Annotated in this window: 11 protein-coding genes; 7 read left to right on the top strand and 4 right to left on the bottom strand. The window is 67.0% G+C overall.

The features are described from left to right. Nucleotides 1-165: 165 nt before the first annotated feature. Nucleotides 166-2904: a DNA polymerase I gene (gene polA, locus ACTWJ5_RS00430; protein ID WP_444437262.1), complete on the bottom strand. Its 2739-nt coding sequence runs from the start codon at nucleotides 2902-2904 to the stop codon at nucleotides 166-168. A 74-nt stretch (nucleotides 2905-2978) separates the two neighbouring features. Between polA and ACTWJ5_RS00425 the strand changes: the two genes are divergently transcribed. From ACTWJ5_RS00425 to ACTWJ5_RS00415, 3 genes are all read left to right on the top strand, one after another. Beyond that, nucleotides 2979-3269, top strand: coding sequence for a DUF2782 domain-containing protein (locus tag ACTWJ5_RS00425; protein WP_009614560.1), 291 nt, complete (start codon nucleotides 2979-2981; stop codon nucleotides 3267-3269). Nucleotides 3270-3303: 34 nt separating this feature from the next. After that, on the top strand, nucleotides 3304-4254 hold the full coding sequence (locus ACTWJ5_RS00420) for a homoserine kinase (RefSeq protein WP_043270065.1): 951 nt from the start codon (nucleotides 3304-3306) through the stop codon (nucleotides 4252-4254). A 396-nt stretch (nucleotides 4255-4650) separates the two neighbouring features. After that, nucleotides 4651-5831 (top strand): IS3 family transposase gene (locus tag ACTWJ5_RS00415; RefSeq protein ID WP_444437261.1). Its coding sequence is split into 2 segments (ribosomal slippage): nucleotides 4651-4918 and nucleotides 4918-5831, totalling 1182 coding nucleotides; the frame shifts between segments, so codons are not numbered across the junction. A gap of 566 nt (nucleotides 5832-6397) precedes the next feature. On the opposite strand, the gene ACTWJ5_RS00410 is transcribed toward ACTWJ5_RS00415, so the two are convergent. From ACTWJ5_RS00410 to ACTWJ5_RS00400, 3 genes are all read right to left on the bottom strand, one after another. Continuing rightward, a complete protein-coding gene (locus tag ACTWJ5_RS00410; protein ID WP_444437260.1) occupies nucleotides 6398-7084 on the bottom strand; it encodes a TSCPD domain-containing protein in 687 nt (228 codons plus the stop codon). Nucleotides 7085-7101: 17 nt separating this feature from the next. Beyond that, nucleotides 7102-9249 carry an adenosylcobalamin-dependent ribonucleoside-diphosphate reductase gene (locus ACTWJ5_RS00405; protein ID WP_444437259.1) on the bottom strand — a complete coding sequence of 716 codons (2148 nt, stop codon included), beginning with the start codon at nucleotides 9247-9249 and terminating at the stop codon, nucleotides 7102-7104. 525 nt (nucleotides 9250-9774) lie between these two features. Beyond that, entirely contained in the window at nucleotides 9775-10695 is a 921-nt protein-coding gene (locus ACTWJ5_RS00400; protein ID WP_058487905.1) for a zinc ABC transporter substrate-binding protein ZnuA, read from the bottom strand. 70 nt (nucleotides 10696-10765) lie between these two features. Here ACTWJ5_RS00400 and zur point away from each other — a divergent pair, with 70 nt between their 5' ends. From zur to ACTWJ5_RS00380, 4 genes are read left to right on the top strand one after another with little or no spacing between them, the layout of a single operon-like run. After that, nucleotides 10766-11272, top strand: coding sequence for a zinc uptake transcriptional repressor Zur (zur, locus tag ACTWJ5_RS00395; protein WP_074980817.1), 507 nt, complete (start codon nucleotides 10766-10768; stop codon nucleotides 11270-11272). Continuing rightward, the gene (gene znuC / locus ACTWJ5_RS00390) at nucleotides 11272-12081 is read left to right on the top strand and encodes a zinc ABC transporter ATP-binding protein ZnuC (RefSeq protein WP_043270072.1); all 810 of its coding nucleotides are present in this window, start codon (nucleotides 11272-11274) and stop codon (nucleotides 12079-12081) included. The genes zur and znuC overlap by 1 nt, the downstream gene beginning before the upstream one ends. Next, entirely contained in the window at nucleotides 12074-12862 is a 789-nt protein-coding gene (gene znuB / locus ACTWJ5_RS00385; RefSeq protein ID WP_444437258.1) for a zinc ABC transporter permease subunit ZnuB, read from the top strand. The genes znuC and znuB overlap by 8 nt, the downstream gene beginning before the upstream one ends. A 37-nt stretch (nucleotides 12863-12899) precedes the next feature. Next, on the top strand, nucleotides 12900-13274 hold the full coding sequence (locus ACTWJ5_RS00380; RefSeq protein WP_444437257.1) for a hypothetical protein: 375 nt from the start codon (nucleotides 12900-12902) through the stop codon (nucleotides 13272-13274). Nucleotides 13275-13428 lie beyond the last annotated feature (154 nt).

Genomic DNA, 13428 nt, shown 5'->3' with positions numbered 1-13428 from the left:
AAACACTGCAAAGGAGCATCGAAGGGCTTCTCCAGCCATTCACGAGTTCTGACCCGGGCTGCGGTGGGAAAGTTCAGTGGTGGATGAAAAAATTTTCCCGAGGCCCTTTTCAGGGTTTCCTGAGGCGCCCCGCAGGGCCCGTCACCCGGGCCCTGCGACCGTTCGTCAGTGGGCTTCGTCCCAGTTCGAACCGCTGCCGGTTTCGACGATGAGCGGTACCGCCAACTGCGCCGCCGCCCCCATCAGTTCGCGCAGTTTCGCCGCCACTTCCTCCACCAGGTCCTCGCGCACTTCCAGCACCAGTTCGTCGTGTACCTGGAGGATGACCCGGGCGTCGATGCCGCTGGCCTGCAGCCAGTCGTCCACGGCGACCATGGCGCGCTTCATGATGTCCGCCGCGGTGCCCTGCATGGGCGCGTTGATCGCGGTGCGCTCGGCGGCCTTGCGCATGGCGGCGTTCTTCGAGCCGATTTCCGGCAGGTACAGCCGGCGGCCGTAGAGCGTCTCGACGTAGCCCTGCTCGGCGGCCTGGGCGCGGGTGCGTTCCATGTAGGCCAGCACCCCGGGGTAGCGGGCGAAGTAGCGGTCGATGTAGGCCTGGGCCTCCTTGCGCTCGACGCCGATCTGCTTGGCCAGGCCGAAGGCGCTCATGCCGTAGATCAGGCCGAAGTTGATGGCCTTGGCGCGGCGGCGCTGCTCGGGCGTGACCTCTTCCAGCGGCAGGCCGAAGACCTCGGCGGCGGTGGCGCGGTGCACGTCGCGGTCGTGGCGGAAGGCGTCCAGCAGGCCCTCGTCCTGGGCCAGGTGGGCCATGATGCGCAGTTCGATCTGCGAGTAGTCGGCCGACAGCAGCCGGCAGCCCGCGGGGGCGACGAAGGCCTGGCGGATGCGCCGGCCCTCGGCGGTGCGGATCGGGATGTTCTGCAGGTTCGGGTCGGTGGAGGACAGCCGCCCGGTAGCCGCCACCGCCTGGTGGTAGCTGGTATGGATGCGCCCGGTGCGCGGGTTGATCTGCTCCGGCAGCTTGTCGGTGTAGGTGCTCTTGAGCTTGCTCAGGGAGCGGTACTGCATGATCACCTTGGGCAGCTCGTAGTCCTGCTCGGCCAGGTCGGCGAGCACGTTCTCGGCGGTGGACGGCTGGCCGGTGGCGGTCTTGGCCAGCACCGGCAGGCCGAGCTTCTCGTAGAGGATGGCGCCGAGCTGCTTGGGCGAGCCGAGGTTGAACTCCTCGCCGGCCAGTTCGAAGGACTTGCGCTCCAGTTCGATCATTTTCTCTCCCAGTTCGCGGCTCTGCAGCCCCAGGAGGTTGGCGTCGACCAGCGCGCCGTTGCGCTCGATGCGCGCCAGCACCGGCACCAGCGGCATCTCGATGTCGGTGAGGACCTTGGCCAGCGACGGGATGGCCTGCAGCTTCTCCCACAGGGCCTGGTGCAGGCGCAGGGTCACGTCGGCATCCTCGGCGGCGTAGGGGCCGGCCTGCTCCAGGGCGATCTGGTCGAAGGTCAGCTGCTTGGCGCCCTTGCCGGCGATGTCCTCGAAGCGGATGGTGCTGTGGCCCAGGTACTTCAGCGCCAGGCTGTCCATATCGTGGCGGGTGGCGGTGGAGTTGAGCACGTAGGATTCGAGCATGGTGTCGAAGGCCACGCCCTGCACGGTGATCGGCGTGCTGGCGTTGGCCAGGACGTTGATGTCGTACTTGGCGTGCTGGCCGACCTTGGCCTTGTTCGGGTCTTCCAGCAGCGGCTTGAGGGCCTTGAGCACGGCGTCGCGGTCCAGCTGCTGGGGCACGCCCATGTAGCTGTGGGCCAGGGGCACGTAGGCGGCCTCGCCCGGCTCGACGGCGAAGGACACGCCCACCACCTGCGCCTGCTGGGCGTCGATGCTGGTGGTCTCGGTGTCGAAGGCGATCAGCTCGGCGGCCTGCAGCTTCTGCAGCCAGGCGTCGAAGGCGGCCTGCTCCAGCACGGTTTCGTAGCGCGAGTCCTGGGCCGGGGCGCTCTCGGCGGGGCTTTCGCCGGCGTCCTTGGCCTCGCGCAGCAGGTCGTCCAGCCAGTTCTTGAACTCCAGCTGGCGGTACAGCTCGATCAGCGCCTCGCGGTCCGGCTCGCCCGGGTGCAGGGCGTCCAGCTCGACGTCCAGGGCGACGTCGGTCTTGATGGTGGCCAGCTGGTAGGACAGGTAGGCCTGCTCACGGTTTTCCTCGAGCTTGGCCGGCAGGCCCTTGGCGCCGCGGATCGGCAGCTCGGGCACCTTGTTCAGGCTGGCGTAGAGCACGTCGAGGCCGCCGCCGACGCCGGTGAGCAGGCCCAGCGCGGTCTTCTCGCCGACCCCGGGCACGCCGGGGATGTTGTCGACCTTGTCGCCCATCAGCGCCAGGTAGTCGATGATCAGCTCAGGACCGACGCCGAATTTCTCCTTAACGCCATCCACGTCCAGCGTGCTACCGGTCATGGTGTTGACCAGCGTAATGTGCCCGTCGACCAATTGGGCCATGTCCTTGTCGCCGGTGGAGATCACCACCGGGCGCTGCGCCGCGGCGCTGCTGCGGGCCAGGGTGCCGATCACGTCGTCGGCCTCCACCCCTTCCACGCACAGCAGCGGCAGGCCCAGCGCGCGCACCGCCGCGTGCAGCGGCTCGATCTGCACCCGCAGCTCGTCCGGCATCGGCGGGCGGTGCGACTTGTATTCGGCGAACAGCTCGTCGCGGAAGGTCGGGCCCTTGGCGTCGAAGACCACCGCGAAGGGGCTGTCCGGGTACTGCTTGCGCAGGCTCTTGAGCATGTTCAGCACCCCCTTCACCGCGCCGGTGGGCATGCCGGTGGAGGTGGTCAGCGGCGGCAGGGCATGGAAGGCGCGGTACAGGTAGGAAGAGCCGTCCACGAGGACGAGGGGTGCTTGACTCATGAGTGGAATCAACCTTTTCCGGAGGCCAGGGGCTAGAATGACCCCAGCCGAATCGACAAAGGAACAAGGTTATCATGCGCAGTCGCAAACGCTGGTTGCTAGCCGCCCTGCTGGCCGTATCCCCCCTGGTCGCCATGGCGGTGGACGAGGAAGCGCCGACGCCCGAACCGGATGTGACCATCCGCCAGGAGGGCGACAAGACCATCCAGGAATACCGGGTCAACGGCTTCCTCTACGCCATCAAGGTCACGCCCAAGCATGGCAAGCCGTATTTCCTGGTGCGCCAGGACGGCAGCGATGGCAATTTCATCCGTTCCGACCAGCCGGACAAGCTGATCCCGCAGTGGCAGATATTCAGCTGGTAAACCTTCAACCCCATGGCGCTCACGAGGCCTGAGCATGTCGGTATTCACCCCTCTTGAGCGTTCCACCCTGGAAAGCTTCCTCGCGCCCTACGGGCTGGGGCGCCTGCACGAGTTCCGCGGCATCCCCGAGGGCTCGGAGAACAGCAACTTCTTCGTCAGCCTGGAGCGCGGCGAATTCGTCCTGACCCTGGTCGAGCGCGGCCCGGTGCAGGACCTGCCGTTCTTCGTCGAACTGCTCGACGTGCTCCACGAGGCCGACCTGCCGGTGCCCTACGCCCTGCGCACCGAATCCGGCGAGGCCCTGCGCCAGCTGGAGGGCAAGCCGGCGCTGCTGCAGCCGCGCCTGCCCGGCCGCCACGAGCGCCAGCCCAACGCCCACCATTGCGGCGAGGTCGGCGCCCTGCTGGCGCGCCTGCACCTGGCCACCCGCGGGCGCATCATCGAACGCCCCAGCGACCGCGGCCTGAGCTGGATGCTGCACCAGGGCGAAAACCTCGCCTCGCACCTGGCCCCGGCCCCGCGCGAACTGCTGGAAAACGCCCTGGAGGAAATCGCCCGGCTGCTCGCCGAACAGCCCGAGCTGCCGCGCGCCAACCTGCACGCCGACCTGTTCCGCGACAACGTGCTGTTCGACGGCCCGCACCTGGCCGGGGTGATCGACTTCTACAACGCCTGCTCGGGCTGGATGCTCTACGACCTGGCGATCACCCTGAACGACTGGTGCTCCCACGAGGACGGCGAGCTCGACGGCCCCCGCGCCCGCGCGCTGCTGGCCGCCTACGCCAGCCGCCGGCCGTTCACCGCCCTGGAGGCCGAGCTGTGGCCGGAAATGCTGCGCGTGGCCTGCGTGCGCTTCTGGCTGTCGCGCCTGATCGCCGCCGAGGCCTTCGCCGGGCAGGACGTGCTGATCCACGACCCGGGCGAGTTCGAACGGCGCCTGGCGAAGCGGCAGAAGGTGGACATACACCTGCCGTTTGCGTTGTAGGGCGTATAACCGTTCGCGGTTATACGCCGATACACCTCACCCATCGGCCAACTCCGTGGCTGAGCCCGCAGTGCCCTGAAACAGGCGCTTCGCGTTCAAACCCGCAGCGCCCCAGGACCATGGTCAGGCGGCGGATAACGTCGAACGTTATCCGCCCTACGCCAAGGTCGATCCTGGCGTAGGGCTTTTCGTAGGAGCGGATTTATCCGCGATTTCCGCCGGCAGGGCCGGCGTATATACGCTATCGCGGACGGAGTCCGCTCCTACGTCCGTGCATCCCAGGGGCCTCGATGCCCACCTGTAGGAGCGCGCCCTGCGCGCGATCGCGGAATGTGGTGGTTCAATTTCCTAGGACACCTCGATAGGTGGAAAATCCACTGAATAGAGGAGTCATTCATGAGCCGTAAACGCAGAGCATTCGATGCCAGCTTCAAGCTGCAAGTCGTCCAGATGATCAAAGACCAGGGCCTGAGCATTACGCAGGTCTGTCGAGACATGGACCTGGGAGAGACGGCAGTTCGCCGCTGGGTTCAGCAATACGAAGCCGAGCTGTCGGGGCAGGCGGGAGTGGGTAAGCCGCTGACACCCGAGCAGCAGCGGATTCGTCAGTTGGAGGCCGAGAATCGCCAGTTGAAGCAGGACAACGACCTGCTAAAAAAGGCCTCGGCCTTCTTCGCCCGCGAACTGAAGTGATTCACCGGTTGATCGCGCAGCAGCAGCAGCAGAAGAAGGCCGGAATTGCGCGGCTGTGCCGGCTGCTGGGTGTCAGTCGGTCGGGCTACTACGCTGCGCAGCGCCGCTCCTTGCGTCCATCCCAGCCCTGCCCGGTAGCCGCCTCCTTGAAAGCCCTGTTCATGAGCTGCGGGCGTACCTATGGGAGTCGTCGCCTGCAAGCCGCGCTCAATGGCGAGGGCGTGCATGTAGGGCGCTACCGAGTCCGCCGGCTGATGCGCGAGCACCGGCTTCGGCCAGTCTGGAAGCGCAAGTTCGTGCACACGACCAACAGCAAGCATGACCTGCCGATAGCCTCCAATATCCTGGCCCGCCAGTTCGATCCTCCGGCCGTAAACCAGGCCTGGGTGGCGGATATCACCTACATCCGTACCCGCCGTGGCTGGCTGTACCTGGCTGCAGTGATGGACCTGTATTCGCGCAAGATCGTCGGCTGGGCGATGGCGCCGAACATGCTGGCGGAACTGGTCTGTTCGGCGCTACAGATGGCGATTGCTCAGCGGCAACCCGCGCCGGGCCTGGTCGTGCACTCGGATCGTGGTAGCCAGTACGCCAGCGAGGTTTATCGCGCGCTGCTCAAGCGGCATGGCCTGGTCTTGAGCATGAGCCGCAAGGGAAATTGCTGGGACAACGCGGTCATGGAACGCTTCTTCCTGAACCTGAAAATGGAGCGGGTCTGGCAACGTGACTACGCCAACCATGCTGAGGCTATGACCGACATTGCCGACTATATCGTCGGCTTCTACAACAACGTGCGCCTGCACTCCAGCCTGGGCTATCTGCCTCCCACCCGCTACGAGCGCAGGCCACCCAGACAACCTATCGAAGTGTCCGAAATTATTTGACCACCACAGAATGACACCCCACAGTTGCAAACTGCCGGATGGCATGGCTTTTCGTAGGAGCGAGCTTGCTCGCGAAGGGGGATCGTGCCGAGTCATGGCGATGGGTATCGCTTCGCTCAACCCATCCTACGGGGTGTTTCTCCTACAGGCCTACAGGTTAACGCCGAATTTCCCATCTACGCCGGACAGCCCCCTCTCCCTTCAGGGCGGGGCGCGCAGCCGAGGGTTGGGGAGAGGGAGCGGAGTCAACCCAACGCACCAGAGTCGTCGGGAAACACGGTTCGCGAGCAAGCTCGCTCCTACAGGGGATGTGCCAGCGTGGCGCATGCGGGTGTGAAGATCTGATTCGGAGTGGACATCCCTGTCGTTGCTCCGCTGCCCAAGGTCAGCCCCAGCCCGGCCATCCATGGTCGGCCGTTCGCCGGCGCGACGCATGCTCGTACGGAGTGAAGATCTGATTCGGAGCAGACATCCCTGTCGATACTCCTCTGTCCAAGTTCAACCCCGGCCTGACCATCCATGGTCAGTCGTTCGCCGGCGCGACGCATGCGTCGCGTAGCGCCGGCTCACCCACATTTCGAATACCCGCAATTCAGGCAGGTCGCGCAGCCGTCCATCTGCACCACCGCCATGGTGTTGCACTTGCCGCACAGCTGGGCGCCGGTGGGGAAGCCTTCGCCGGGTTCGGCCTTGTTGGTGCCCTGGGCCGCTTCGTAGGCCGCGCGTTTTTCCGCCAGGTACAGGCGTTGTCCCTCGTCAATCTCCGGGCCCTGCATCAGGCCGATGGCCACCAGGTGGCGTTCCACCACCGCGCCTATCTCGGCGACGATCGAAGGCATGTAGATGCCGCCGCGCTTGAGGTAGCCGCCGCGCGGGTCGAACACCGCCTTCATTTCCTCCACCAGGAAGGTGCAGTCGCCGCCCTTGCGGAACACCGCCGACATGATGCGGGTGAGGGCGACTATCCACTGGAAGTGGTCCATGTTCTTCGAGTTGATGAAGATCTCGAAGGGCCGGCGCTGCTCGTAGGGCGTGCCCGGGTTGAGCACCACGTCGTTGATGGTTACGTAGAGCGCGTGCTCGAACAGCGGCGACTTCACCTTGTAGGTGGCGCCCACCAGCATTTCCGGGCGCTGCAGGGTTTCGTCCATCTTCACCACGGCCGCCGCGGCGGCGGCCTCGGCGCGGGCCTTTTCCTCGGCCACGTCGACCACTTCGAAGCCGCGGATCTTCTGGTTGATTTTCACTGGCATGGGATTCCTCCGCGGCTTCAGAACTTGCCGTAGTAGCCTTCTTTCAAGGCATCGAACAGGTTGGCGGCGGTATGCGTCTCGCCGTCGTACTCCACTTCCTCGTTGCCCTTGAGCTCCACCGTGCTGCCGTCTTCCAGCTCGAAGCGGTAGAGGGTCTTCTCCAGGTCCGAGTCCTTGACCAGCACGCCCTGGAAGGCCGCCGGGTTGAAGCGGAAGGTGGTGCAGCCCTTCAGGCCCTGGCGCCAGGCGTAGAGGTAGATGTCCTTGAAGTCTTCGAAGGGGTAGTCGGTGGGCACGTTGGCGGTCTTGGAGATCGACGAGTCGATCCAGCGCTGCGCCGCCGCCTGGATGTCCACGTGCTGCTGCGGGGTGATGTCGTCGGCGGTGACGAAGTACTCCGGCAGGCGGTGCTTGCCGTCCTCGGCGTCGGGCACGGCCTTGGCGTCGACCTTGGCGCGGTAGGCCAGCAGTTCGTAGCTGAACACCGAGATCTTCTCCTTGGTCTTGCGCCCGGCGCGGATCAGGTTGCGCGAGTAGTGGTGGGCGAAGCTCGGCTCGATGCCGTTGGAGGCGTTGTTGGCCAGGCTCAGGCTGATGGTGCCGGTGGGCGCGATGGAGCTGTGGTGGGTGAAGCGCGCGCCGTGGCGGGCCAGGGCCTCGACCAGTTGCGGGGCGTGCTCGGCGATGCGCTGCATGTAGCGCGAATACTTGGCGTGGAGGACGCGCCCGGGCACCCGGTCGCCCACCTTGAGGCCGTCGGCGGCCATTTCCGGGCGCTTGCGCAGCATTTCCGCGGTCACTTCGTAGTCCTGCGCCAGCACCGGCGCCGGGCCTTTCTCCAGGGCCAGGTCGAGGGCCACTTCCCAGCCCACCAGGGCCATCTCGCGCGCCACTTCCTCGGTGAACACGCAGGCCTCGGGGCTGCCGTAGCGCAGCTTGAGCATGGTCAGCGTCGAACCCAGGCCGAGGAAGCCCATGCCGTGGCGGCGCTTGCCGAGGATTTCCTCGCGCTGCTGCGCAAGCGGCAGGCCGTTGACCTCCACCACGTTGTCGAGCATGCGGGTGAACACCCGCACCACCTCGCGGTAGCGCTCCCAGTCGAAGTGCGGTTCCTCGCCGAAGGGCTCGATGACGAAGCCGGTGAGGTTCACCGAGCCCAGCAGGCAGGAACCATAGGGCGGCAGCGGCTGCTCGCCGCAGGGGTTGGTGGCGCGGATGGCCTCGCACCACCAGTTGTTGTTCAGCTCGTTGACGCGGTCGATGAGGATGAAGCCCGGCTCGGCATAGTCGTAGGTGGAGACCATGATCATGTCCCACAGGTGCCGCGCCTTCACGCGCCCATAGACCTTGCAGGCGACGCGGCCGTCCTCGCCGAGCAGGTATTCGTCGTGGATCGGCCAGTCGCGCCAGAGCACCTGGGCCGGGTCGTCCAGATCGACCTCGTCGCGCTCCTTGTGGTGCACCGGGAACAGCAGCGGCCAGTCGGCGTCGGCCTGCACCGCCTGCATGAAGTCGTCGGTGATCAGCAGGCTGAGGTTGAACTGGCGCAGCCGGCCGTCCTCGCGCTTGGCGCGGATGAACTCGCGCACGTCCGGGTGGGCGACGTCGAAGGTGCCCATCTGCGCGCCGCGGCGGCCGCCGGCGGAGCTGACGGTGAAGCACATCTTGTCGAAGATATCCATGAACGACAGCGGCCCGCTGGTGTGCGCGCCGGCGCCGGACACATAGGCGCCGCGCGGGCGCAGGGTGCTGAACTCGTAGCCGATGCCGCAGCCGGCCTTGAGCGTCAGGCCGGCCTCGTGGACCTTCTGCAGGATGTCGTCCATGGAGTCGTGGATGATCCCGGAGACGGTGCAGTTGATGGTCGAGGTGGCCGGCTTGTGCCCCTGGGCGCCGGCGTTGGAGATGATCCGCCCGGCCGGGATGGCGCCATGGCGCAGGGCCCAGAGGAAGCGCTCGTACCAGTGCTCGCGGGTCGCCGCGTCCGGCTCGACGTCGGCCAGGGCGCGGGCCACCCGCTGCCAGGTCTCGTCGACGCTGGCGTCGATGGGCGTGCCGTCCTTCTGCTTGAGCCGGTATTTGCTGTCCCAGATGTCCTGGGACGCCGGCTGCAGTTCGAGTGCCGCCTGGTCTGTGCCCTGCGGGCGAGCATCGGTCTTGGCCATCCGCTGAATATCCTCCCGTCGGTGAGCGGCCGGCGTGGGCAGACCGCAACATCTAGTTATCTACTAAATACACGAAACTACATATTGTGTATTTAGCCCTGTCGGAGACTCTAGTACCCGGAAGAGGTACTTGCCTATGAGGCGATGGGACGCAGGGGGAAAGTGTAGGTGAGCGGGGGTGGGAGGGAGGGGTTGGGGCAAGAGCCCAAGAGCGCCCTCTCCCTAACCCTCTCCCTGAAGGGAGAGGGGACCGTTCGGAGTGCGCTGATGTTTCGGCGTTAGCCGGCTTGTACCGAGTATCTGGCTGACACCAAATCCCTTCTCGGCACGGACTAGCCCCCTCTCCCTTCAGGGAGAGGGCTGGGGAGAGGGAACGGACCCCGATTCAGCACCATGGCCCCCGGAAGGCACCATTCCCTCTCGCCCCACCAAAGACCGTAGGATGGGTTGAGCTTGCGATACCCATCACCATGGCATGGCCCGATGGGTATCGCTTCGCTCAACCCATCCTACAAGAGCACTCTCTCAGAGCTTCTCCAGACACCCGGCGAACTCGTCAGCCAGGTTACCCAGCAGCTTCTCATAGCCATTGGCGTCGACCTTGACCGCCACGCCCAGATCATCCAGCTCGGCCAGTTGCACCGGCAGGCCGGCGCTGAGGGTATCGGCCAGGCGCGGGCGGAGCGGCGGTTCGCTGAAGATGCACGACGGCCCGGCCTTCTGCAGTTGCGCGCGCATCGCCGCGACGTGTTTCGCCCCCGGCTGCACGTCCGCGGACAGGGCGAAGACCCCGGCATGGCGCAGGCCGTAGGCTTCCTCGAAGTAGTCGAAGGCCTCGTGGAAGACGAAGTAGGGCTTGCCGACCAGCGGCGCCAGGCGCTGCTTCAGGCGCGCGTCGAGCTGTTCCATGCGCTCGTCGAAGGCCTTGAGGTTGGCCTGGTAGCGCCCGGCGTTGAGCGGGTCGGCGATGGCCAGGTCCTCGGCCATGCGCGCGGCGATGGCCTGGGCGTTGGCCGGCAGCAGCCAGAGGTGCGCGTCCAGGGTGCCGGGGCGGTGATCGTGGTCGTGATCCTCGTAGTCGGCGTGGCTCATGTTCTCGAAGTTGACGAACTTGCGCAGGTGCATGCCCGGCAGCTCCTGCACCGCCACGCTGGGCGCCTGGCGGGCCTGCAGCGGCTTGTCGAGGAACACTTCCATGTCCGGGCCTATCCAGTAGAACAGCTGGGCCTCGCGCAGGCGGCGCACGTCCGAGGGGCGCAGGGCGTAGCTGTGCGGCGAGGCGCCGGGCGGCAGCAGCACGTCGGGGCTGCCCTCGCCGTCCTGGACGGCGGCGGCGATCAGTTGCAGCGGCTTGATACTGGTCAGCACCTTGACCTCGGCGCTGGCGCCGAGGCTCAGGAACAGGGTGCAGCAGGCGAGGAGCAGGGCGGATGGGCGCAGGGACACGGCGGACTCACACGGGAAGGGAGGTAAAGGGTAATATAATAACGTCTCCGTACCCGAGCGTCGTCGCCGCATGTACAAGTTGATGCCCAACACCCCGCTGGCCTGCCGCCCGCACGACCACGCCACCTGCGTGGCCGGCGCCCTGGCCGAGGCCGACGCGCTCTGCGCGCGCCAGGGCGTGCGCCTGACCGAGCTGCGCCGGCGCGTGCTGGAACTGGTCTGGCAGAGCCACAAGCCGCTGGGCGCCTACGACATCCTCGCCGTGCTCAGCGAGGCGGACGGCCGCCGCGCCGCGCCACCCACCGTCTACCGGGCGCTGGACTTCCTCCTGGAAAACGGTCTGGTGCACCGCATCGCCTCGCTCAACGCCTTCGTCGGCTGCAACAACCCCGAGCACGCCCACGAGGGCCAGTTCCTCATCTGCCGCGCCTGCCACACCGCCATCGAGCTGGAGCAGCCGGCCATCAGCCAGGCCATTGTCGCCGGCGCCGAGGGCGTCGGCTTCAGCGTCGAAACGCAGACCGTCGAAGTGGTCGGCCTCTGCGCCGCCTGCGCGCCCAAGCAGCGGGAGGCCTGATGAGCCAGCCCCTGGTCCGCCTCGAAGGGGTGGGCGTGCGCTATGCCGGGCAGGCGGTGCTGCAGAACGTCAGCCTGAGCATCGGCGCCGGCGAGATCGTCACCCTGATCGGCCCCAACGGCGCCGGCAAGACCACCCTGGTGCGCAGCGTACTCGGCCTGCTCAGGCCCGACAGCGGCACGGTGTGGCGCCAGCCGAAGCTGACCATCGGCTACATGCCGCAGAAGCTCCACGTCGACCCGACCCTGCCGCTCTCGGTGCTGCGCTTCCTGCGCCTGGTGCCCGGCGTGGGCCGCGAGCAGGCCCTGGCCGCGCTCAAGGAAGTGGGCGCCGCGCAGGTGCTGGACAGCCCGCTGCAGACCGTCTCCGGCGGCGAACTGCAGCGCGTGCTGCTGGCCCGCGCGCTGCTGCGCAAGCCGCAGCTGCTGGTGCTGGACGAACCCGTGCAGGGCGTCGACGTCGCCGGCCAGGCCGAGCTGTACCGCCTGATCACCCGCCTGCGCGACCGCCTGGGCTGCGGCGTGCTGATGGTCTCCCACGACCTGCACCTGGTGATGAGCACCACCGACCAGGTGGTCTGCCTGAACCGCCACGTGTGCTGCCACGGCCACCCCGAGCAGGTCAGCGGCGACCCGGCCTTCGTCGAGCTGTTCGGCCAGGACGCCCGCAGCCTGGCGGTCTACCACCACCACCACGACCATGCCCACGACCTGCACGGCGAAGTGGTGCCGCAGGGCGGCGCCGGCCTGGCGATCCACGGCAAACTGACCCCGGTCCACAAGCACGGCCCCGACTGCAACCATGGCTGATTTCCTTCTCTACGCGCTGCTGGCCGGGCTGTCCCTGGCGCTGGTCGCAGGCCCCCTGGGCTCCTTCGTGGTCTGGCGGCGCATGGCCTACTTCGGCGACACCCTGTCCCACGCCGCGCTGCTCGGCGTGGCCCTGGGCTTCCTGCTGGACGTCAGCCCGACCCTCGCGGTGACCGTAGGCTGCGTGCTGCTGGCCGTGCTGCTGGTGACCCTTCAGCAGCGCCAGCCGCTGGCCGCCGACACCCTGCTGGGCATCCTCGCCCACAGCACCCTGTCCCTGGGCCTGGTGACCCTGAGCTTCATGAAGGAAGTGCGGGTGGACCTGATGGCCTACCTGTTCGGCGACCTGCTGGCGGTGAGCCAGACCGACCTCATGTGGATAGTCGCCGGCAGCGCCCTGGTGCTGGGGCTGATCTGCTGGCTGTGGCGGCCGTTGCTGGCGATCACCGTGCACGAGGAACTGGCGCGGGTCGAGGGCCTGCCGGTCACCGCCATCCGCCTGGCGCTGATGCTGCTGATCGCCATCGTCATCGCCGTGGCCATGAAGATCGTCGGCGTGCTGCTGATCACCTCGCTGCTGATCATTCCCGCCGCCGCCGCCCAGCGCCACGCCCGCAGCCCCGAGCAGATGGCCGCCGGCGCCACCCTGGTGGGCCTGGTGGCGGTGTGCGCCGGGCTTGCGCTGTCGTGGTTCAAGGACACCCCGGCCGGGCCGTCCATCGTGGTCAGCGCCGCGGCGCTGTTCCTGCTGAGTTTTGTCCTGCCGCGGCGGACGGTGTAGAATTTGTCGATTTTTTGATCAATCGAGAATGACTGGCATGAAGTCCCTTGCCCTCCGTCTGCTTTCCGTCCTCTCCCTCGCCCTGCTGCTGGGCGCGTGCCAGAGCCTGTCCGGCCAGGCGCCGAGCGGCTCCGGCTTCGAGGCCCGCCTGGCCGCCGGCCAGCTGGAAGCCGCGCAACTGCAGCTGGGCCAGGAGCACGAGGACGCCGCGCAGCTGGCCGAACGCCGCCAGCGCCTGGCCGACGCCTACCTGCAACGCAGCCGCGAGGCCCTGCAGGCCGGCGACGTCAACGGCGCCAGCAACGCCCTGGCCCGCGCCCGCTCGCTGATGCCGCGCGCCCCGGCGCTGGCCGCCGACGTCAAGGACATCGGCCAGCCCAAGGCCACCGCCCCGGTCAAGTGCGAGCCCTGAGGCCCGCACCCGTCCGTCTTATTCCGTTTCGCTCGGCCCTTATCCGAACAAGGATTAATCGGCTATAGGAAAGCAGGGTAAAATGCGCGGTTTTTGCCGAGCGCCTACGCTCGTTTGCCAGGACACCCCGGCAGAGCGCGCCATTCCCACACTT

It is taken from the genome of Pseudomonas sp. A6 (assembly GCF_052367875.1).
Lineage (GTDB): Bacteria > Pseudomonadota > Gammaproteobacteria > Pseudomonadales > Pseudomonadaceae > Pseudomonas > Pseudomonas citronellolis.
This window is presented reverse-complemented; position numbering and strand designations above follow the sequence as displayed.